The sequence below is a fragment of the Streptomyces sp. NRRL S-1022 genome (assembly GCF_000720135.1).
Classification (GTDB): Bacteria; Actinomycetota; Actinomycetes; order Streptomycetales; family Streptomycetaceae; genus Streptomyces.
In genome coordinates this window covers 58551-79218 of the sequence record NZ_JOIU01000017.1, presented here as the reverse complement: position 1 = coordinate 79218, position 20668 = coordinate 58551, and the positions used below count along the sequence as shown (strand labels likewise).

Here is a 20668-nt window from a genome sequence, read left to right as displayed (position 1 = left end):
AGGAATGTACGGGAGTCACCGACGGTGGTTACTTGTTGACATACCGTCCGTCCGACGGGACGGAATCCCCGGACACGAAGGCGTGCCGCATGACAGCAGCAGTCGGAGAAAGTGTGCGCCAACTCGACCTCGTGGTGATCGGCGTCTACCTGGTGGCGATCGCCGTGACCGGACTCCGGCTGGCCGGCCGGCAGAAGACGTCGAAGGACTACTTCGTCGGCGAGAGCAGCATGCCGTGGTGGACCGTCTCGTTCTCCGTGGTCGCCACCGAGACCAGCGTGCTCACCGTCATCAGCGTGCCCGGCGGCGCCTACAGCGGCCAGGGCTTCGGCAACGTCGAACTGGCCCTGGGGTACGTCGTCGGCCGTGTCGTCGTGGCCACCGTTCTCATCCCCCTGTACAAACGCGGCGGCTTCGTCAGCGCCTACCAGTACCTCGGCACCAGGTTCGGGCCCCGGCTCCAGGGGCTGGCCTCGGTCACCTTCGTCTGCACCCGGCTCCTGGCCGAGGGCGTCCGGCTGTTCGCCTCCGCGATCCCCATCAAGCTGCTGCTCGACGAGTTCGGCGTCCGCGCGGACTACCGGGTCATCATCGTCGTGCTCACCGCGATCACCGTCGTCTACACCTATCTCGGTGGCATCAAGGCGGTGATCTGGACCGACGCCATCCAGATGGGCCTCTACCTGGGCGGCGCGGTCCTCGCCGTCGCCGTGCTGTCCGCGCACGTCGGCGGCGCCGGTCTCGCCCGCGCCTTCGACGCGGGCCAGTTCCGGCTGTTCGACACCGACTTCTCCCTCGCGCACGTCCTGACCAGCCCGTTCGCCCTGCCCACCGCCATCGTCGGCGGCGCGATCTTCGCCATGGCAAGCCACGGCTCCGACCAGCTCATCGTCCAGCGCGTCCTGGCCACCCGTTCCCTGCGTGACGGCCAGAAGGCCATGGTCGCCTCGGGTGTCTTCGTCACCCTCCAGTTCGCGGCCTTCTCGCTCGTCGGCGCACTGCTGTGGTCGTACAACGAGGGCAGGAGCTTCCAGGAACTCGGCCTGAGCAGCTCCGACGACCTCTATCCGCACTTCATCCTGCACGGGCTGCCCGTGGTGGTCTCCGGCCTGCTCGTGGCCGGCATCCTCGGCGCCGCCATGGGCTCGCTGTCCTCGGCGCTGAACTCCATGTCGAACTCGACCGTCGCCGACATCGTCCGCAGTTTCCTGCGCACGACGCCCTCCGAGGCGTCACTGCTGAGACTCGCCCGGGTGATGACCCTGGTGTGGGCGGCGCTGATGGCGGTCTTCGCGTGTGCCTTCAGCACCGGCACCGGCAACGTCTACCTCACCGGTCTGACCATCGCCGGCTACACCTACGGCGCCCTGCTCGGCGCGTTCCTGCTGGGCCGGACCGTGCGGCGGGCCCACGAGGCCGACTCCGTCGTGGCGTTCCTGGTGACCGTCGCGGTGATGACGTACATCGTGCGCGCGGTGCGGATCGACGTCACCACGTCCGGCGCCACCGTCCCGACGGCGATCGCCGCCCAGTGGCTGGTCCCGGTCGGGGTGGCCGTCACCCTCACCGTCGGCGGCCTGCTGAGCCTGCTGCACCGCGCCCCCGGGCCGGCCGGGGCCGGCGTGGCCGCGAGCGGTCCGGACCCCGGCGAGGGCCGGGTCACGGCGGCCACCCGCTCGGACTGACCGCCCCGGACCGCGCGAGCCCGACCGACATCCCGGAGGAACCATGCCCCAGCCGCACTCCGCTCCGCCCGCCGGAGAGGAGACGCCATGCGGGTGATCGGCCTGATGTCGGGCACCTCCCACGACGCGATCGAGGCGGCCGCCGCGGACCTCGCCCTGGACGACGACACCCTGCTGCTGCGACCCCTCGGACACCTCTCCGTTCCCTACGCCGACGACCTGCGCGCCCGCGTCGTGGCCTGCCTGCCGCCGGCGGTCACGACCACGCAGGCGGTCTGCGCCCTGGACAGCGGTATCGGGCAGGCCTTCGCCGGTGCGGCCGCGCGCGCCCTGCGGGAGCTGTGCGCGGGCGCCGCGGACCTGGTGGTCTCGCACGGCCAGACGGTGCACCACTGGGTCGAGGACGGCATCGTCCGCGGCACGCTGCAGCTCGGCCGGGCCGCCTGGATCGCCGAGGCAACCGGACTCCCCGTCGTCTCTGACCTGCGCAGCAGGGACGTCGCGGCCGGCGGCCAGGGCGCCCCGCTCGTCGGCATGACCGACGCCCTGCTGCTGTGCGGGCTGCCCGGCACCCCCGCCGCGCTGAACCTCGGCGGCATCGCCAACGTCACTGTCCTCGCGCCCGGAGCCGCGCCGCTGGCCTTCGACACCGGACCCGCCAACGCCCTGCTCGACGCGGCCGTCCACCACTTCACCGACGGCACCGCCGCCTACGACGCGGACGGGCGCCGGGCCGCCGCCGGACGGGTACGCCCCGAACTGCTCCGCGTCCTCCTGGACGACCCCTACTACCGCCGGGCCGCCCCCAAGACCACCGGCAAGGAACACTTCCACCTCCCCTACCTGCAGCGGGCGCTCGACGCCGTACCCACGCCCGCCCCCGACGACGTCCTGGCCACGCTGACCCGGCTGACCGCCGTGACCGTGGCCGACGCCTGCCGCGCCCACGGGGTCACCCAGCTCGTCGCCTCCGGCGGCGGCACCCGCAACCCGGTGCTCATGCGCATGATCACCGAGGAACTGCCCGGTGTGCCGGTGCGCCCCAGTGACGACCTGGGCCTGCCCTCGGACGCCAAGGAGGCCCTCGCCTTCGCCGTCCTGGGCTTCCTCACGGTCCACGGCCTGCCCGGCACCCACCCCAGCGCCACCGGCGCCTCCCGAGCCACGCTGCTCGGCAGCATCACGCCCGGCCTGACGCCCCTGCGCCTGCCCGAGCCGGTGGCACGGCCGCCGCGCCGGCTGCGGATCGTTCGCTCCTGATTCCGAAACATTCGGGACGGAGAGCCGCCACCACCGCCTCTCCTTCACCTCCCCGGAAGACATCCTGCTGCCCAGCGTTGACGCTTTCTCCCGTTGAACAGGGAAAACATGGCCCAGTTCGGCTATCCAGGCTCCGCTGATGTTTCGGAATCATCGCCGAAAATATTGACAGTGCATCAGGGCCGTCCAACACTGTCGCCGTTGAGGGGGGTCGGAGCACGAGGACGCACGAGGACGAGGAGACATGCATGAAGGACGCACTCTTGCGCCGTTTACGGCTGTTCGTCAGCAGTGCCTGCACCATGCTGCTGGTCGGCGTGGCCGCGCTGACACTGCCCGGCACCGCCCAGGCCGACACGGTCGTCACCGGCAACCAGACCGGCACGAACAACGGTTACTACTACTCGTTCTGGACGGACGCCCCGGGCACGGTCTCCATGAACCTGGGCTCCGGTGGCAACTACAGCACCTCCTGGAGCAACACCGGCAACTTCGTCGCCGGCAAGGGCTGGAGCAACGGCGGACGCAGGGCGGTGACCTACTCGGGCACCTTCAACCCGTCCGGCAACGCCTACCTGGCGCTGTACGGGTGGACGTCCAACCCGCTGGTGGAGTACTACATCGTCGACAACTGGGGGACCTACCGGCCGACCGGAACGTACAAGGGCACGGTCACCAGTGACGGCGGCACGTACGACATCTACCAGACCACCCGGTACAACGCCCCCTCCGTGGAGGGCAACAAGACCTTCAACCAGTACTGGAGCGTCCGGCAGACCAAGCGGACCGGCGGCACCATCACCACCGGTAACCACTTCGACGCCTGGGCCCGCGCCGGCATGCCCCTCGGCAGCTTCAACTACTACATGATCCTCGCCACCGAGGGATACCAGAGCAGCGGCAACTCCAACATCACGGTGGACGGCGCCGGTTCGGGTGGCGGCGGTGGTGGCGGGGGCGGCGGCTGCACCGCGACCCTGTCCGCCGGCCAGCAGTGGGGCGACCGGTACAACCTGAACGTCGCCGTCTCCGGCGCCGGCAACTGGACGGTCACGATGAACGTGCCGTCCCCGGCGAAGGTCCTCTCCACCTGGAACGTCAGCGCCGGCTATCCCAGCAGTCAGGTACTGGTCGCCAAGCCCAACGGCAACGGCGACAACTGGGGCGTCACCATCCAGCCCAACGGCAACTGGACCTGGCCGACGGTCTCCTGCAGTACCGGCTGAGGCACGGGTCAGGCGTCGTAGCCGGTACCGGTACCAGCCGCCCGGACGAACCCCTCCCGGGGATGTCTCCCTCCCGGAAGGGGTTCCTCCCCGGATGGATCCCTCCGCTTTTCGCGTCGGCCTTCCGGTGTGAGGCTCGACCGTGAGCAGCGTCTGCGACCCAGGGCTGCGGCACGAGCCCTCGTACCGAAGGAAGACCACCATGCGCGGAGCAGTCATCCACGCGCCCGGCGACGTGCGCTTCGAGAACCTCGACGACCCGGAGATCAGCCGGCCCACCGATGCGATCATCCGCACGGTGGCCACCTGTGTGTGCGGCTCGGACCTGTGGCCGTACCGCGGTGCGGAGCCCATCGGCGATCCCCACCCGATGGGTCACGAGTACGTCGGCATCGTCGAGGAGGTCGGCAGCGAGGTCACCCACGTCCAGCCGGGACAGTTCGTGGTCGGCTCCTTCGCCACCTCGGACAACACCTGCGCGAACTGCCGCAACGGCTGGCAGTCCAGCTGTCTGAACCGTGAGTTCATGAGCACCTGCCAGGCCGACTACGTCCGCATCCCCAACGCCCACGGCACCCTGGTCGCCACGGACGAGCACCCGGCCGGCGACCTCGTGCCCAGCCTGCTCGCCGTCTCCGACGTGATGGGCACCGGCTGGTACGCCGCCCTCGCCGCCGAGGTGAAGCCCGGCTCCACGGTCGTCGTGGTCGGCGACGGAGCGGTCGGCCTGTGCGGTGTCATCGCCGCCGGGGAGCTGGGCGCCGAGCGGATCATCGCCATGAGCCGGCACGAGTCCCGGCAGAACCTCGCCCGCGAGTTCGGCGCCACCGACATCGTCAGCGAGCGCGGCGACGAAGGCATCGCCCGCGTCAAGGACCTCACGGACGGCATCGGCGCCGACTCGGTGCTGGAGTGCGTCGGCACGCCCGAGGCCATGCGGCAGGCCCTGCACTCGGCGCGGCCCGGCGGGAACGTCGGCTTCGTCGGCGTCCCGCACGAGGTGGCCGTGGACGGCCAGGAGCTGTTCTTCTCCCAGGTCGGCCTGCGCGGCGGACCGGCACCCGTGCGCCGCTACCTGCCCGACCTGATCGACCGCGTCCTGTCCGGCCGGATCAACCCGGGCAAGGTCTTCGACCTGACCCTGCCCCTGGACCAGGTCGCCGAGGGCTACCGGGCGATGGACGAGCGCCGCGCCATCAAGGCCCTGCTCACGCCCTGACCCCCGCCGGCCACCTCCACCGGACAGCCCGCCACGGATGTGACGCCGGCGGGGCCGGTGCACGACGACGGACCGACGGCGCCCCGCGCCACCACCGGGCATCCCGGGGCCGCCGTCGGCTGGTTCGAGGACCGCGTCCGCCGGCAGGCGGCACACACGGGAGATGACGGACGGACATGGCACTGATCCTGGTGACCGGGCATCCAGCGGAGTGGGGCGGGACACGGCGCACGCGCTGGCCGACGACGGGCACGACGCGCTCGTCCACGTTCGCAACCCCTCCCGGCTCACGGGGGCGGACGACACCGCCCGGTGGGAGGGGGTCGTCACGGGTGATCTCGGCGAAGTCGATCCGATCCGTGACGCCGCCCGGCAGGCCGGCGCGTTCGGCCGCTTCGACGCCGTGATCCACAATGCCGGCGCCCTGCACTCCCCCGACGTGAGCACGGTCAACACCGTCGCTCCCTACCTGCTGACGGCCCTGATGGCCGAGCCGGCCCGGCTCGTCCACCTCAGCAGCTCGCTGCACCGGACCGGCTCCACGGACCTGCGCCGGCTGGCCGACGGCACCGCCTCCCACGACGACAGCAAGCTGTGGGTCACCGCCCTCGCCCTCGCCTGCGCGAACCGCTGGGAGGGAACCGCGAGCCACGCGGTCGACCCGGTGTCGTACGGCCCGGGCCGGGTCGCCCGCAGCGTCCGGAGCCTGCGCGTCCGGCTGGACCCGGGCGCGACCGGCCCGGACGCGGCCCGGCTGGCGGGGGTGACATCACCGGCCTGACCATGGGTACCCCCGCAGAGGAGGTTGTGATGTTCGAGGCATCCGATATCCGCGAATGGCGAGGGCACGACGTCGTCGACGCGGACGGGCACAAGATCGGCACGCTGGAGGCCGTCTACGTGGACACCAGCACCGACCAGCCCTTTTTCGCCACAGTGACCGTGGGCCTGCCCACCCGCCGCCGGCTGGTGTTCGTGCCCCTGCCCGGCGCGACCGTCGGTCCGGGATACCTGAAGGTCGCCCACGGCAAGGAGCGGGTCAAGAAGGCCCCGTCGATCGAGATCGACGGGGAGCTGCCCGCCGCCGACGAGCCGACCGTCTTCGCCCACTACGAGCTGACCTACACCCCGGGCGCCGGCGGCGAGCGGCGCCTGGGCCGCCGCTGACCCACCGAAGCCGACGGGAGATCCGATGAGCGTTTTCCTGTTCCTGATCCTCGTGGCCGTCGTCCTGGGCATCATCGGCGTCGCCGTGCACGGCCTGTTCTACCTGCTGGTCATCGGCGCCGTCGTGCTCGTCCTGGACCTCGTCTACGTCGGCATCCGCTTCCGCCGAGGGGGCAGGAAGCACCGCGTCGTCCGCTGACCGGGCCGGCCGGGGCGCGGGGGCTGCCGGCGCGGTGGCCGGCCCATGCCCGGAACGTCCGCGGCGAGGTGCCGGCCCGCGCCGACCCGGGCCCGTGCGGTGGAAGTGCCGAACGCATGTGCCCCCGGGCGGGCCGCCGCCCGGGGGCATGGCCGGTCGCCAGCCGGTGAGACATCGCATATGGACGAATCGACATCCCGCGGCCCGCTGCCGGGCCCTCGCGTCCCGCCCCCGCCCGACGTCGTGTTCACGGCGGACTTCGCGTCCGAGACCCAGTGGGTCGCGGGGCGGTCGTGGGCCTATCCGGGGGGCGGGCCGGTCAACCCGGGCGACAACAAGCTGGACTACCTGGTGCCCGACGCCGAATACAGCCGCTCGGGCGTCTTCCGGGCCACGCGCCGGCCCGACGGATGGTGGGACACGGGGCTGCTGACCACCGAGGGCAGCCAGGAGGAGTTCACCGTGCGGACGGGGGACGTCCTGGAGGCGCGCGTACGACTGCCCGAGGAGGTCGGTGCCTGGCCGGCCATCTGGACGTGGCGGGACGGCGACCAGGAGGTCGACGTCTTCGAGTACCACCCGGACAACCCGGATCTGCTGGAGTTCAGCAACCACGTGCGCGGCGGCAGCCGCTACCTCGACGACGACGCCGTCCAGCCCGGCGCCTGGGTGGACCTGCGCACCGAGTTCGGGGCGCGGTCGGTGGTCTGGTGGCTGAACGGCGCGCAGGTCTTCGCGGACGGACGGGGCGTGGGCCGCAGCTGGCACGCCTACCTGATCGTCAACCTCTCCGTCAGCGCCGGCCGTTACCACCCCTCGCCCGACCCCGGGACGACCGAGATGTCGTTCGAGGTGGCGAGTCTGGTGGTACGGCGTCCGTCCGCGGGCGGTTCACGGCACGCCGAGACCGGGGCCGGGGACGAGGAGCGGGCACCGGCCGATTCCTGAACCGTCCGCGGCACGGCGTGCCGTGGGTCCGCCGGGTCACCCGCCGGAACCCGTGTCCTCGTCCTCTTGCCGCCTCTCCCCCTCCTGGTCCTCGGTGCCCACGCCGCGCAGCGGCTCGCCGGCCACCGTGCCGCGGTCGGGCTGGTAGCCCTCCTTCGCGCTCGCCGTGCCCGGGATCGTCCGTTCGCGGGCCTGGCTCTCGCCGCCCGAGTGTGCTCCGGGCTCCTCGTCGCCCCGGGCCCGTGCGTACCGGTCGGCAGGCTCGTCGGTGTGTTCCGTCATCGCCGTCCTCCGCTCCGCTCGTCGCCCCGCCCGGGTTCCCGGGGGCCCGGTGCGAAAACGGCGGGGACGCCGACGGGTTCCCCGGCCGGAGCCGGCCACGGCCCCCGTGATGTGTGCCCGTGCGGGGCGGGGGAACTTGGTCCGACCGGGTGGCGGCCCCGGCGGGAGGAGTCCAGGTGACAGCGTCTGCATCCGCAGCCGGCGATCCGGCCCCGGGCCCGCAGGAGGCCGGGTACGAGCCGGATCCGCAGCGGTGGCGTGCCCTGTGGGTCACCCTGGTGGCCGGCTTCATGAGCCTGCTGGACGTGACGATCGTGGCGGTCGCCCTGCCCACCATCCAGCGCGAGCTGCACGCCTCCGCCGCGCAGGTGCAGTGGGTGGTCTCCGGATACGCCCTGACCTTCGCGCTCGCCCTGGTCACCGCGGGCCGCCTCGGTGACGCCCTGGACCGGCGCCGGATCTTCCTGCTGGCCCTGAGCGGCTTCGTGCTCTGCAGCGCGGCCTGCGGGGCGGCACCGGACATCACGCTGCTGGTGGTGGCCCGGCTCGCCCAGGGCCTGGCGGCGGGCTTCATGGCGCCGCAGAACTCGGCGCTGATCCAGCAGATGTTCCGCGGCGCCGAGCGCGGTCGCGCCTTCGGTTTCTTCGGCGCCACCGTCGGCATCTCCTCCGCCGCCGGCCCGATCACCGGCGGCGCCATCCTCGCCCTCGCCTCCGGCCCCCAGGGCTGGCGGTGGATCTTCTACGTCAACGTCCCCATCGGCATCCTGGCCGTCCTCCTCGGCCGCCGGCTGCTGCCCCGCGTCCGGCGCTCCGCTCGGGGCCGGCTGGATGTGGCCGGCGTGCTGCTGCTCGGGCTGGGCGTCCTGGCGCTCATGTATCCGCTGGTCCAGGCGGACTCCGGCGGCCTGCGCCGGCTGTGGTGGCTGTTCCCGGCCGGGGCGGCGGTACTCGCCGCCTTCACCTGGTGGCAGCACCGCCTCGTCGCCCGGGGCGTCCAGCCGCTGCTCGACCCGCGGCTGTTCAGCACCGTGCGCGGCTACGCCGTCGGCGCCGGCATCGGCACGCTGTACTTCGTCGGTTTCAGCGGCGTCTGGCTGGTGTTCGCCCTCTTCTACCAGCGCGGCCTGGACTTCTCCCCGCTCCGGTCCGGCCTGGCCGTGACCCCCTTCGCGGTGGGTTCGGCGAGCGCGGCCGTGGTCTCGGGCCGGCTGGTGGAACGGTTCGGGCGCCTGCTCACCGTGTGCGGTCTCGCGGGCGTGCTCGCAGGCCTGGGCGGCGCCGCGCTGCTGCTGCGCTTCGCGCCCCTGCACATGGCGCCCTGGCTCGCCGCTCCGGTCCTCTTCCTCGGCGGCATCGGCAGCGGTTTCGTGGTCTCCCCCAACATCACGATGACCCTGCGGGACGTGCCCGTGCGCATGGCGGGCGCGGCGGGCGGCGCGCTGCAGACCGGGCAGCGGCTGGGTGCGGCGCTGGGGACCGCCGCCCTGCCCGGCCTGTTCTACCTGGTGCTCGGCAGGAGCCACGACTATCGCGGCGCGCTCGTCACCGCGCTGGGCGCCGCCCTCGTCGGCATGGCGGCGTCGCTGGCGCTGGCGACGGCCGACTGGCGGCGCGACCGGCGGACGAACCGGTCCCGCCGCAAGTGTCCGGAGGAGGTCGCCAACGACCCGGTGCACGCCCGGCAGACCTGACGCCATCAGGGTGGTCCGGGGCCGTGTCGGGCGGCGGGTGCGGGCTCGGTTGGCCATGCTGGGGCGGGAGCGGCACCGCGAGCGGCGACAAGGAGCACTGCATGCCGAAGGATCCCGTCGAACGATTCCTGACGGCGCTGGACCCGGAGCACCGGGAGGCCGTCGGTGCGAAGCCGCGCGAGGAACAGGAGCAGCTCGCCGCCGCCTGGGAGCGGGAACTGGAGGCGGACGACGAACTCGACACCCTCGACGAGTTGTCCCCGGTGGCGGCGGAGGCCGAGGCGGCCCGCCGGGTGCTGGACCGCGGAACCGGATGACCCGGCGTCCAGGCGGCGACCGGCGTTAGGCTCGACCCTGTGACTCTCTCCTTACATGAACGCGAACAGTTCCTGGCGGAGCCTCACATCGGCGCCCTGTCGGTCGTCGAACGGCCGGACCGCGCCCCGCTGACGGTTCCCATCTGGTACGAGCGCACGCAGCCCTCCGTGCGCTATGTGTGGGTGGAGGGGCCGGTCACCCGGACGGCCCCGGACAGCCGCGAGCGGTCCTGGGAGATGGCGGCGCGCTACCTCCCGCAGGAGAAGGTCGCCGCGTTCGTGGAGTACGACCGGGAGCACCTCGGCGAGCACTTCCTCGTCCACATGCGGCCGGAGCACTGGGCCGCCGCGGACCTGGGCGCGTTCTGAGGATCACCGCGCCCCGCCGAGCGTCCCGAGGGCCGTCAGCCGGTCAGCCGTCCTCCTGGTGCAGGTCCAGGGTGGTCGTCAGCCGGATCTGGGCCGTCACCCAGTGCGGGACGGCGGCGGGGGCTCCCTCCTCGTGCAGGGTGCGGGTCAGGTCGTCCAGGCGGGCTGCCGCGCCGTTCAGGCCGGTGCGGCGCAGCCGGTCCGCTCCGTCGGTGAGGGCGGTGCGGGTCGCGGGGGTCAGGTGACGCAGGCCCTGGTGGGCCGCGTCCGCGAGGGCCATGAGCGCCGCCCGCAGGGCCGCGGTGACCGGGTCGGACGGGCGGTGCCCGGCCGCTTCGAGCGCGCTGTCGCCGGCGCCGGGGGCCAGGTCGGGGACGGTCACGCCGTCGGCGGTCAGCACGGCGAGCGGGTCCAGCACGGTACGGCCGCGGGAGCGGCCCAGCATGCCGCTGACGGCACGGATCCCGTCGTCGGCCAGCGCCGCGGCCAGCGCGTCGAGGCCGCCGGGGCACAGCGGGTTGTACTCGGCGTGGAGGTGGACGCCGTTGCCCGCCGGGTCGCGGAGCACCGCTTCGAGGCGTTGCGCGGCGGGGTCGTAGCCGATCTCCTCGACGGCGTCCACCATGACCACGCGTACGTCGTCCGCCGCGACGCGCGGGCGGATCAGTCGCGGCGGGCGCTCGCCGGCCGCCCGCAGGTGTGCGGCGGTGTCCCGCACCAGCAGGGTCCGGGGCAGTTCCGTCCAGGCCGAGCCGGCCGGCGTGACGCTCGTGGCGGCGATGCGGCCGCGGGAGAGGGTGACCGTGCGGTCGGCGGCGCGCGTGGTGTGTTCGCTGACGACGTTCGCGGTGGCCAGCGCGTGCAGCGGTGAGCCGAGCAGGCGGCGCCCGGACAGGTCGTGGCCCGTGGGCCGCTGGTCTTCCGTCAGGTCCCAGCGGCTGCGCAGGACCAGGGCGATGCCGGCGTCGGCGTGCGCGAAGTACGTCTCGGCCGTACGGTCCCGGGCGGTGCCGCCGATCCGGCAGCCGAGCGCCACCAGCCGTACCCGTCGCAGCGGAGTCACGGGTGCCTCCGCGGTGCCCAGCACGCCGGCCGGGTCGTGGCCGGCGGCGCGGTGCCGGGCGTGGAGTTCGGCGAGGAGCAGGGCCAGGCGTTCGGGGGTGTAGCGGGTCTCGCGGGCCGTGTAGGCGTCGAGTTGTTCCCGTAGCTCGTCGACCGCGCCCGCGGGCCAGTGCAGGGAGGTGGCGGCCAGGGCGCGCCCGGCGCGGCGGAGCGAGCCGGCGAAGACCGGGCCTGCGTGCCGCACGCCGTCCAGGAGGAGTTCGTCGGCGAGCGCCAGGGCCGCGCGCATCGCCTCGACGGCCGCCGGGGGCGTGGTCGTACGGCCGCCGACGCACACCTCGGTCGTCCGCTGGGCGTCCGCCGCGCGGAAGGCCCACACGGCGAGGGTGACGACCTCGCCGCGCAGGGCGGCGGCCGCGTCCGTGAGGGCGTAGCCCAGCGCGCGCGGAACGGGAAAGCGGACGGTGCAGGTGGGCAGTTCCACGCGGGGTACCGGGTCGTCGGCGGTGGGGCGGTGCACGCGGGCGGTGTAGCCGCGGGCGCGGACGCGCTGGGCGGCGGTCAGGGCGGTGCGGCCCAGCGCGGCGGCCAGCGCGTCGTCGTCGAACGCGCCGGGCGACCAGTCCACCAGCGGTTCCCCGGCCGCCGGCGGCTGCTGCGGCGCGCCGCGCTGGTAGGCCAGCACCAGGGCGATCCGGTGCCGGCACATTGCCGCCGCGGCGCAGGTGCAGTCGGCCGCGTCCAGGCCGCGGCCCGGCGGCAGCACGGTCACGGTGCCGTCCGGGAAGGTGCCGCGTACGGTGCCGTCGTCGCCGGTGGTCACCTCCGGTCCGGAGCCGGCCGCGAGGTCCTTGTCGGCGCGCTTGACCAGGCCCCGGTTGGCGAGCGAGGCGAGCGTGTCGGGTGTCAGGGCCAGCAGGTCGGAGCGGGTCACCGGGCCTGTCCTCCGCGGCCGATCCGCTCCGCGACGAACTCCGCGAGCCGGCCCGGCGTCATCGCCCCCACCGGGGCGCCCACCGCGGCCAGCCGGCCGGCCAGGTCGCGGTCGTAGACGGGGTCGGCGGCCTCGTCCAGGGCGGCCAGGCACAGCACGGTGGTGCCCTGCTCGACCAGCTGCCGCACGGTGCGCACCAGACGGAACGGGTCGCCGCCCTCGTAGAAGTCGGAGACGAGGGCGACGATCGTGCGCCGCGGGTTCTCCACGAGCGAGGCGCCGTAGTCGACGGCGCGGGCGATGTCGGTGCCGCCGCCGAGCTGCACCCGCATCAGCAGCTCCACCGGGTCCGTCACCTCGGAGGTCAGGTCCACCACCGCGGTGTCGAAGGCGACCAGATGGGTTTTCAGGCCCGGCAGGCTCCACAGGCAGGCGGCGGTGACCGCCGAGTGGATCACCGAGCCGGCCATGGAGCCCGACTGGTCCACCAGCAGCACCAGCTGCCACTGCTCCAGGTGGCGGCGGGTGCGGGAGTGGAAGTGGGGCCGCTGGATGAGGATGCGGCGTTCCCCGGGCTGGTAGTGGGCGAGGTTGGCGCGGATGGTGCTGCGGAAGTCGAAGTCGCGGGCGAGCGGCAGCCGGCTGGGGCGGCGGGTGCGCGAGCCGGTGACCGCCCGGCGCACCTCCGGCTGGAGGCGTTCCATCAGCTGCCGTACGACCGTTTCGACGATCCGTCGGGCCGCCGCCAGCACCTGCGGGTTCATCAGGTGCTTGGTGCGCAGGACGGCCCGCAGCAGGGTCTGGCTGGGCTCGACGCGGGCGAGGACGTCGGGGTCGGTGACGATCTCGTGGACCTCGTACTGCTCCACCGCGTCGCGTTCCAGCCTCTCCACGGTCTCCTTCGGGAACAGCCGGTGGATGTCGTCGAGCCAGTCCACGGCGGTCGGCTGGGACGGTCCGCTGCCGCCCTCCCGGGAGCCGGCCGCCCCGCGGCGCACCCCGCGGCGGCGCAGGTCCTCGTCGCGGCCGTACAGCCAGTCCAGCGCGGCGTCCCGGGCGGCGGACGCGCCGTGCAGGGGGCCGGTGCGGCGTTCGGCGGCGGCGCCGAGGATGAGCCGCCAGCGCTCCAGCCCGGGGTCGGGGGTCGCCGGCGTGCCGGACGGTGCCGGAACCGGGTCGGGCGGTGCGGGGCTCATCCGGTCGCCTCCGGGCGAGGAGCGGGGGCGGGTGCCGCCAGGCCGTGGCGGTCGAGCAGTCGGGTCACGTTCTCCTCCAGGGCTCTGGCGCGGGCCAGCAGCAGGGGGTCGGCGGGGGTGCGCAGCAGGGAGCGGGCCGAGCCGCGCAGCCGGCGGCGGTGCAGCAAGCGCTCGGCGATGCGCTCGCGTTCGCGGGGCGGGAAGAAGGCGAAGGCCTGGCGCAGCGCGGGCAGTCCGACGAGGAAGTCGCCCTCGGGCAGCGCCGATACGACCCCGTCCACGAGGTCGATCAGGGAGCCGCCGCCGGTCGTCGTGCCGTGGGCCACCTCCTCGCGGGCCACCGCGAACAGGCCGGTCAGCCAGTCGCCGAGGGTGTCCACCGCGGCCGCGGCGAGCGCCTGCACCACCGGCCCGGGGTCGTCCGGGACGCCCAGCGCCCAGCGCAGGCCGAAGGCGGCTCCGCGCAGTGCGGCCGGGGCGCGCGGGTCGCGGCTGATACGGGCGGCGGCCTCGGCGGCGGCCTCCGGGCCGACCGACAGCAGGGCGGGGGCGTGGCGCAGCGCGTCCCGGGCGGCCGCCAGCGCGCGCACCACCGCCAGGTCCGCCCCGGGGCCGCCGTGCAGCCCTTCCGCCAGCCAGAACACCCGGTCGGCGGCACTGCCCACCACCCGGCCCAGCAGCCCGTCCCGGGCCACGCCGAACACCCGGTCGTGCCGCCACAGGCCCAGCGCCGCCGACAGCACCTCGCCCAGCCGGCCGAGGTCGCCGGCCTGCCCCACCCGGACCGCGAGCGCCGTCAGCAGGTCGGCGCAGAGCGGCCCGGCCCCGCACAGCACGGCGTCGAACAGCAGCCCGGCCAGCGCCCCGAGCTCGGGGCCCGCCGCGTGCGTCCGCTCGCCGAGCAGCGCCGCGGCGGCTTCGTCCAGGCGTGCCCCGTAGGCACCGGCCTCGATGAGCGCGGCCTCCCGGCCGGCCACCGGGCCCGGCTCCCACACCTCGGTGAACACCGGGTCGGCCCCGTGGGCCGGTCCGGAGACGCGGGTGAAGCCGGGGACGCCCAGGACGCGCAGCCGGTGCAGGGTGCGGCTGCGGGCCAGGCCCCGCTCCTTCGTCAGGTCCAGGGTGACCGGCGCGGTGACGTCGGCGAGCGCCAGGCGGGCGAGCCGGCCGGCCACGTCGTGCACCAGCGGGGGCAGGGGGGTGTCCGGGTGCAGCCGGCCCACGGCCTCGCCGGTGCAGGCGGCGACCATCTCCACCACGACCGGATGGGTGCCCGCGCCGAGGGTGCCCCGCGTCGTCCACGGCAGTGGCCGGTCCAGGTCGTCGGTGATCAGCGCGCCGGCCAGGCCGTCGAGGACGTCCACCCGCGTCTCGTACGGGTGGCCGCGCAGCTGGGCCAGCCCCTGGGACAGCGAGCGGGCGGCGATCAGGCCGGCCGTGGACAGCGGGATCCCGCGGGTCCGCAGCCGCTCGGTGACCGCCCGCAGCAGACCCTGCCCGGCCGCCGGCGGACCCGTCTCCCACAGCCGCTGGTAGTAGCCGGGCGAGGGCATGCCGGACTGGTATCCGGCGAAGGCGTCCAGCTGCCGGAAGGAGTAGGGCACGAGGAAGCTGCCGCCGAGCGCTCCGTCGGGCGGCTCGGGCACCGCGGGCCAGCCGGCCGGGGCCGCGGCGGCCCCGTGCCGTGCGGACAGTGCCCGCAGGGCGGGCTGGTGGAAGCCGCCGGTGACCACCAGGACCGGGCGGTCGCCGGTGCGGGCCAGCGCGGCCCGCACCCAGGCGGCCATGTACTCCTCGCGCGCCCGGTCCGCGGGGTCCGCCTCCGCGTCGCCGCGCACCAGTTCGAAGTAGGCGTCGAGCCGGGCGCGCAGCTCCTGCGGGTCCGTACCCGGCCCGGTGACTTCGAACAGCCCGTCCCACAGGGCGTCCACGGAGTCGACGGCGAAGTGCTCGCACAGCCTGTGCGTGGCCTCGGCGTACCGCGCCTCCGCGTCCGCGTAGCGGTTGGCGTACCGGTCGGTGCGGCCGGCGACGGCCGGGTGCCAGGCGGGCAGGTCGATGAAGCGCACCTCGGCGCCGGCCGCCCGCCCCTCGCGCAGCGCGATCCATTCCGGGGAGTAGTCGCACAGCGGTGTCCAGGACGTGGCCACGCGCCGGTCGTCGCGGTAGTGGCTGAACACGGCGACGGGCAGCGTGTGCCCGAGCAGCAGTTCGTCCATCCGGTCGTTCATGTCCGCCGGGCCCTCCACCAGCACCCACGCCGGCCGCAGCGTCCGGATCGTGTCGGCGACCAGCCGCGCGCAGGCCGGGGAGTGGTGGCGCACGCCGAGGAAGACGGCGGGCGCTGTCGTGGCCGGCATCAGTCGGCCAGGAGGTGGCGGGCCTCGTGCAGGGCCTGCCACTGCGGGCCGGGCCGGTGCGGTGCCTCCTGTTCCAGGAAGCGGCGCAGCCGGGCGAGGTCCTCCGGGCTGTCCTTGGCGGCCGTACCCGCCAGGCAGGACACGACGTCGGCGGCACCGCCGGGCTCGCCGCGCAGGAACCAGGCCCGCACCCCCACCGCGTGGGCCACGGAAACGGCCTCGGCGGTGCTCATCACCGTCGACATCCGCTCGCCGCGCCCCGCGGTGCCCCGCAGTTCGCGGAAGGTGCCGACCAGTACCTCCAGCACGTCCCGGCGCGGCGGCGGCTCCACCCCGGACTGCCGCAGCAGCGCCGCGGCCTCGGCCCCGACCAGGGCGAGCTCGGTCTCGAAGTCGGCGATGGGCAGCACGGTCTCGAAGTTGAAGCGCCGTTTGAGGGCGGCGCTCATCTCGTTGACGCCCCGGTCGCGGGTGTTGGCGGTGGCGATGACGTTGAACCCCTGCCGGGCGAAGACCAGGCCGTCGGGTCCGTCCAGTTCGGGAAGGGTGATGACGCGGTCGGAGAGCAGGGACAGCAGGCAGTCCTGTACCTCCAGCGGGCAGCGGGTGATCTCCTCGAACCGTACGATCCGCCCTTCGACCATGCCGCGCAGCATGGGCGCGGGCACCAGGGAACGCGCGGAGGGGCCCTCCGAGACCAGCAGCGCGTAGTTCCAGGAGTACTTGATCTGGTCCTCGGTGGTGGCCGCGCCGCCCTGGACGGTGAGCGCGCTGCTGCCGCTGACGGCCGCCGCGATCAGCTCCGACAGCAGCGACTTGGCGGTGCCGGGCTCGCCGACGAGCATCAGGCCGCGGTTGGTGGCCAGGGTCACCAGGGCGCGCTCGACCAGGGAGACGTTGCCGACGAACTTGCGGCTGATGCCGGCCGGTTCGTCGCCGACGATGAAGCGGCGGGCCGCGCGCAGGCTCAGCTGCCAGCCGGGCGGGCGGGGGTCGGTGTCCGCGGCGCGCAGGGCGGCCAGTTCGGCGGCGTACCGGACCTCGGCGGGCGGGCGCTGGAGCAGCGCCTCGCCGGTTTCTTCGACGGTGGCGGTCACTTGGCGGTCACCTCGGTGAGGTCGGCGAGGATCTCGGAGGCGATGACCGGGTCGAGGTCGCCGAAGCGCAGCGGGTACTCGCGACTGCGCCAGTAGTCGCCCGGGGCGGAGTCGAGCCAGACGTTCTCGAAGGTCTGGTCGGGGAACGTGTCCGGCATGCCGGCGGCGATGCCCTCGTCGAGCCCGATGACCAGGTGGCGGTCGGCGTCGATGCGCCGGTGGAACCAGCGTTCCACGCCCGCGTCCTGCGGTTCGCCGCGCTCCCAGCCCCGCTTGGTGAGGCCGAGCAGCCTGCCGACCGGCACGCGCGCGCCCTCGAACCGGGTCAGCCGGTGCCCGGCGGCCTCCTCCTCGGTCAGTTCGTGCACGGCCCGGCCCAGCTGCGGGAACGGCTGGAGGATCTCGTAGTCGGCGAACAGCTCCGACCACGCGGCGAGCTCGTCGGCCAGGTGCAGCGGGTGCGCCACACGGACCGTCGCGTCGTCGGGCAGCGTCAGTTCGTCGTCGTCGACGTCGGCGAAGGTGCGGTCCTCCGCCACCCGGAAGGCCGTCGTCACCCCGTCGGTGCCGCCGAGCCAGACCAGGCGGCGGACCAGGTGCCACACCAGCGGGTGGGCGACGAACAGCTCCCGGAACTCCGCGGCCGTCCAGGTGCGCTGGGCGACCATCGCCGCCTCCAGGCGCCGTACCTGTTCGCCGGCGATGGTGCGGACGTCCTTCTTCAGCGCGGCGAACCGCTTGCGCTCGGCCGGGGCCAGCTCCGGGTCGTCCTTGACGCCGGGCGCGGGCAGCGCCTTGCGCTGCTTGCCGTCGGCGTCCCGGATGTAGGGGCGCAGCTGCTCGTCGAAGCCGACGGTGAACCGCCGGGGCCCGTAGTCGATGACGGTGGTGCCGTCGGAGTCCAGGCCGAAGTCGGGCACGAGCCGGTCACCGAGCTGCTCGCCGGTCAGGCCGAGGCCCTCGGCGACCTCGGCTATCTTCTCCTGGGCGCGCAGCTTCAGCGCCTTGAACGGCACCCGCTGGGCGATGCCGTGCAGATGCATCAGCGCCACGTCGGTGCCGATGGCCGCGAGCACGGCCAGGCCCTCCACGGCGCGGTGGTGGGCGCCCTCGCCGGGCCACGCACGCACGACGGGCGTGAGGCGGCGGACGGTGTCGTCGTCGCCGAGCCAGCCGAGCGCGTGCAGCGCCCAGCTGTCCTTGGGCGGCATGCCGGCCAGCCGCCACTGCCCGAACACGCCCCAGGCGAAGCCGGCGAGGGAGTCGGCGGTGCAGTGCGCGGTCAGCACCTCCAGGCCCGGGTAGGTCTCGCCCGGCTTGGACAGGGCCAGCAGTGTCAGCACGTTGCGGACGGCGTCGGCGGGCAGGGCGCCGCCCTCGCGCAGCAGGATCTGCGGCAGCAGCGCCGGGTCCGCCCAGGCGCCGACCGTGGGCACACGGGCGGGCAGCGCGCTGACCAGCGGGTCGACGGCCAGGGTCTCCTCGACGATGCCCGCGGCCTCCGCGCCGCAGCCGGCGGCGGCCGCCGAGACCGCCGTGTCGCCGTGGGCCTCGGCCAGCAGCCGCAGGGCCCTCTCCGCGCCGCGCCGGACCGGGCCGGCCGGCCCCACCGCGTGCGGCACCAGGAAGGGCACCGCGTCCAGACCGTGCCGGGCCAGCCAGGCGCGGGCGGTGGCGTCGGCGGATTTCAGCCGGGCCAGCCAGTCGCACACGAGCGCGGCGACCTCTACGTCCCGGTACGGCAGCACCAGCGCGCCCAGGGTGCTCGGGTGCCGGGCCGCGGCCCGCCGCATCAGCGGCAGGGCGGCCAGCGAGTGCCGGGCGGCGACCGGCTTGAGCGCCGCCTCGCCGTTCCAGTATTCCTCGGGGGCACAGTCGGCGAGCAGTGGTCGTACGACGTCCTCGGGGCCGTCGACGAACAGACGCAGGTCGTGGAAGCTGCGCAGCTGCCCGGTCCGCCGCAGGTGCTCGATCTCGCCGGACCAGTCGTAATCGACGCGCCATCTGGCGTAAGGGCCGCCGGACCTGGCCCAGGCTTCCTGCTCGTCCGGCCGCCACCCCACTTGCGGCTCGGGCGCCGCGGGCGTCTCGGTGGCGACCCGCGTCCTGCCGGTCTTGCGCTTGCCGGCCCACGGCGGGCGGACCAGGAGGGCGGGCAGCGCCTCGGCGGGGGCCTCGGCCACCCGGTCGGTGCGGGTGAGGTGGGGCGCCACGAGGGCGGCGACCTCGGCGGGTAGGCCGGGCAGCACGGCCGCGGTGATGCCGGTGTGGGCGAGGACGTGCGCCGCGAGCAACTGCCCGGCCGGCTGCGCGTTCCTGCCGGAGCCTGCCGCCTCCGCACCCAGCAGGCGCAGGGCGCGGACCGGGTACCGGCGCATGGCCTCCAGCAGGTACGGGCGCACGTGCTTGTCGCCGACGCGGTCCAGCAGGAGGCGGAACGCCTCGTCCGACGGCAGTTCGACCAGGGCGTTCGCGAAGGCCTTGGTGCGCTCGGAGTTGCCGGCCCGGTCGAGGGCCTCCTCCAGGAGGGGGGCGAAGGCCTTGCCGGTGCCCTCGGCGAGGGTGGCGACGAGCGCCGTGTTCCAGCCGAACCAAGTGAGGCCCAGCCGGTGGCCGAAGTGCTTCAGCTGTTCGGGGGAGTTCAGCGAGCACGCCAGCATCGCGCGCAGCAGCGCGTCGGCCCGCGGTGCGTCGAGGCAGCACTCGTCGACCCACTGCTGCTCGGTCGGCAGCAGGTAGGACACGACGATACGGCGGCGGGCGCCGGTGCGGCAGCCGGCCAGTGCGGCGACCGTCTCCCGGTAGGTGTCCTCGTCGGCCACGGACAGCAGGATGCGCACGCGTTCGGCGAACTTGGGCCAGGCCCACGCGGGGGGCATGGTCCCGTCGGGGCGGAATTCGAGCCAGGGTTCTCCCCGGCGGCTGCCGCTCGGGTGGTAGTGCGGCTCGACGTCGAAGTACTCCACCACTGCCCGGGCGGCGAACGCCAGTCCGTGTGCGCGGACCCAGGCGTCGACGTGGATGCCGTCCGGGTGGTGCGAGTAGAAGGTCCGCACGGCGATCGCCGCGGCGCCCAACGGGTCGTGACGGCCGCTCAGGTGGTCCCTGGTGGCCTGGACGATGCGCGGGTCGCTCTTCGGGTCGGCCAGCATCGCCTCGATGCGGTCCGCGTACTCCTGGAGCCGGACCGCCGTCCACTGCTCGGCCTCGGCGTCCGGTGCAGGGACGCTCCGCTCGATCCCGCCCCGCCGGGGATGCACCAGCCGCCGCCAGGCCGACGGCATCCGGAACGTCTCCTCGTCGGGCAGCGCGACCGGCTCGTCCGCCACCGCCGCCGGTCCGGCGACCGCGGGAGCCTCCCCCTCGGCCTCTTCCCTCGCCGAACCCACCCCGACCGACTCCGTGCGCCGCACAACCCCTCCTCCACCGATCCCGGGCGGGACCGATTGCTTGATCAGATGGCGGTCACGCTATCCGGCCCCTCTGACAACGCCCCCCGGCCGGCGGCTCGGCGGGGTTCGAGCCGGCTCGTGGAGGCGGCCGCGTGGACGACGAGGGAGCCCCGGCGTGCGGGTCGGCTCGGCTTCATGGGCGACACGGTGCCGGAGGGAGCCGGCGGGGCCGTCCCGCGGCGGGAGTGACGCGGCCTGCCC

General features: G+C 74.3%; 17 protein-coding genes. 11 read left to right on the top strand and 6 right to left on the bottom strand.

Going from position 1 to position 20668, the window contains the following annotated elements; all coding sequences use genetic code 11:
- Positions 1 to 113 precede the first annotated feature (113 nt).
- From IG05_RS0124760 to IG05_RS0124725, 8 genes are all read left to right on the top strand, one after another.
- Positions 114 to 1685, top strand: coding sequence for a sodium:solute symporter (locus tag IG05_RS0124760; protein WP_030345889.1), 1572 nt, complete (start codon positions 114 to 116; stop codon positions 1683 to 1685).
- Between the two features lie 87 nt (positions 1686 to 1772).
- Positions 1773 to 2945 carry an anhydro-N-acetylmuramic acid kinase gene (locus tag IG05_RS0124755; RefSeq protein ID WP_030345888.1) on the top strand — a complete coding sequence of 391 codons (1173 nt, stop codon included), beginning with the start codon at positions 1773 to 1775 and terminating at the stop codon, positions 2943 to 2945.
- A gap of 248 nt (positions 2946 to 3193) precedes the next feature.
- A complete protein-coding gene (locus tag IG05_RS0124750) occupies positions 3194 to 4171 on the top strand; it encodes a glycoside hydrolase family 11 protein (protein ID WP_030345886.1) in 978 nt (325 codons plus the stop codon).
- 202 nt (positions 4172 to 4373) lie between these two features.
- Positions 4374 to 5390, top strand: a complete 1017-nt coding sequence (locus IG05_RS0124745) for a zinc-dependent alcohol dehydrogenase family protein (protein ID WP_030345885.1) — start codon at positions 4374 to 4376, stop codon at positions 5388 to 5390.
- A 163-nt stretch (positions 5391 to 5553) separates the two neighbouring features.
- A complete protein-coding gene (locus tag IG05_RS42510; protein WP_234336005.1) occupies positions 5554 to 6171 on the top strand; it encodes a short-chain dehydrogenase in 618 nt (205 codons plus the stop codon).
- A gap of 29 nt (positions 6172 to 6200) precedes the next feature.
- On the top strand, positions 6201 to 6557 hold the full coding sequence (locus IG05_RS0124735; RefSeq protein WP_030345883.1) for a PRC-barrel domain-containing protein: 357 nt from the start codon (positions 6201 to 6203) through the stop codon (positions 6555 to 6557).
- Positions 6558 to 6582: 25 nt separating this feature from the next.
- Positions 6583 to 6756 (top strand): hypothetical protein, encoded by a 174-nt coding sequence (locus IG05_RS48470; protein ID WP_199808375.1) that lies wholly within the window; start codon positions 6583 to 6585, stop codon positions 6754 to 6756.
- Positions 6757 to 6936: 180 nt separating this feature from the next.
- The gene (locus tag IG05_RS0124725; RefSeq protein ID WP_051790224.1) at positions 6937 to 7704 is read left to right on the top strand and encodes a family 16 glycosylhydrolase; all 768 of its coding nucleotides are present in this window, start codon (positions 6937 to 6939) and stop codon (positions 7702 to 7704) included.
- A 36-nt stretch (positions 7705 to 7740) separates the two neighbouring features.
- On the opposite strand, the gene IG05_RS0124720 is transcribed toward IG05_RS0124725, so the two are convergent.
- Positions 7741 to 7986, bottom strand: coding sequence for a hypothetical protein (locus IG05_RS0124720; protein WP_030345880.1), 246 nt, complete (start codon positions 7984 to 7986; stop codon positions 7741 to 7743).
- A 176-nt stretch (positions 7987 to 8162) separates the two neighbouring features.
- On the opposite strand from IG05_RS0124720, the gene IG05_RS0124715 reads away from it, so the two are divergent.
- The 3 genes from IG05_RS0124715 to IG05_RS0124705 all read left to right on the top strand — a co-directional run bounded on the left by IG05_RS0124715 (position 8163) and on the right by IG05_RS0124705 (position 10366).
- Positions 8163 to 9680, top strand: coding sequence for an MFS transporter (locus IG05_RS0124715; protein ID WP_030345879.1), 1518 nt, complete (start codon positions 8163 to 8165; stop codon positions 9678 to 9680).
- 101 nt (positions 9681 to 9781) lie between these two features.
- Positions 9782 to 9997, top strand: a complete 216-nt coding sequence (locus IG05_RS0124710) for a hypothetical protein (RefSeq protein WP_030345878.1) — start codon at positions 9782 to 9784, stop codon at positions 9995 to 9997.
- Between the two features lie 39 nt (positions 9998 to 10036).
- Positions 10037 to 10366: a hypothetical protein gene (locus IG05_RS0124705; protein WP_030345877.1), complete on the top strand. Its 330-nt coding sequence runs from the start codon at positions 10037 to 10039 to the stop codon at positions 10364 to 10366.
- Positions 10367 to 10409: 43 nt separating this feature from the next.
- Here the strand turns inward: IG05_RS0124705 and IG05_RS0124700 are convergent, their stop codons facing one another.
- Genes IG05_RS0124700 through IG05_RS0124680 form a run of 5 tightly spaced genes read right to left on the bottom strand, consistent with a single transcriptional unit; the run spans position 10410 to position 20428 of the window.
- Positions 10410 to 12362, bottom strand: a complete 1953-nt coding sequence (locus IG05_RS0124700; protein ID WP_030345876.1) for a hypothetical protein — start codon at positions 12360 to 12362, stop codon at positions 10410 to 10412.
- The gene (locus IG05_RS0124695; protein WP_051790221.1) at positions 12359 to 13558 is read right to left on the bottom strand and encodes a VWA domain-containing protein; all 1200 of its coding nucleotides are present in this window, start codon (positions 13556 to 13558) and stop codon (positions 12359 to 12361) included. Before IG05_RS0124695 ends, IG05_RS0124700 begins: the two co-directional genes overlap by 4 nt.
- Positions 13555 to 15918, bottom strand: a complete 2364-nt coding sequence (locus IG05_RS0124690; RefSeq protein ID WP_051790218.1) for a DUF5682 family protein — start codon at positions 15916 to 15918, stop codon at positions 13555 to 13557. The genes IG05_RS0124695 and IG05_RS0124690 overlap by 4 nt, the downstream gene beginning before the upstream one ends.
- Positions 15918 to 17015, bottom strand: coding sequence for an ATP-binding protein (locus IG05_RS0124685; protein ID WP_037814615.1), 1098 nt, complete (start codon positions 17013 to 17015; stop codon positions 15918 to 15920). Before IG05_RS0124685 ends, IG05_RS0124690 begins: the two co-directional genes overlap by 1 nt.
- The gene (locus IG05_RS0124680) at positions 17012 to 20428 is read right to left on the bottom strand and encodes a DUF4132 domain-containing protein (protein ID WP_234336003.1); all 3417 of its coding nucleotides are present in this window, start codon (positions 20426 to 20428) and stop codon (positions 17012 to 17014) included. Before IG05_RS0124680 ends, IG05_RS0124685 begins: the two co-directional genes overlap by 4 nt.
- Positions 20429 to 20668 lie beyond the last annotated feature (240 nt).

Bases quoted from the DNA above. Each gene is read 5' to 3' on its own strand.
- IG05_RS0124750 (WP_030345886.1), top strand. From the start codon at position 3,194: ATGAAGGACGCACTCTTGCGCCGTTTACGGCTGTTCGTCAGCAGTGCC.
- IG05_RS42510 (WP_234336005.1), top strand. From the start codon at position 5,554: ATGACGGACGGACATGGCACTGATCCTGGTGACCGGGCATCCAGCGGA.
- IG05_RS0124755 (WP_030345888.1), top strand. From the start codon at position 1,773: ATGCGGGTGATCGGCCTGATGTCGGGCACCTCCCACGACGCGATCGAG.
- IG05_RS48470 (WP_199808375.1), top strand. From the start codon at position 6,583: ATGAGCGTTTTCCTGTTCCTGATCCTCGTGGCCGTCGTCCTGGGCATC.
- IG05_RS0124720 (WP_030345880.1), bottom strand. From the start codon at position 7,986: ATGACGGAACACACCGACGAGCCTGCCGACCGGTACGCACGGGCCCGG.
- IG05_RS0124735 (WP_030345883.1), top strand. From the start codon at position 6,201: ATGTTCGAGGCATCCGATATCCGCGAATGGCGAGGGCACGACGTCGTC.
- IG05_RS0124710 (WP_030345878.1), top strand. From the start codon at position 9,782: ATGCCGAAGGATCCCGTCGAACGATTCCTGACGGCGCTGGACCCGGAG.
- IG05_RS0124745 (WP_030345885.1), top strand. From the start codon at position 4,374: ATGCGCGGAGCAGTCATCCACGCGCCCGGCGACGTGCGCTTCGAGAAC.
- IG05_RS0124695 (WP_051790221.1), bottom strand. From the start codon at position 13,558: ATGAGCCCCGCACCGCCCGACCCGGTTCCGGCACCGTCCGGCACGCCG.
- IG05_RS0124725 (WP_051790224.1), top strand. From the start codon at position 6,937: ATGGACGAATCGACATCCCGCGGCCCGCTGCCGGGCCCTCGCGTCCCG.
- IG05_RS0124690 (WP_051790218.1), bottom strand. From the start codon at position 15,918: ATGCCGGCCACGACAGCGCCCGCCGTCTTCCTCGGCGTGCGCCACCAC.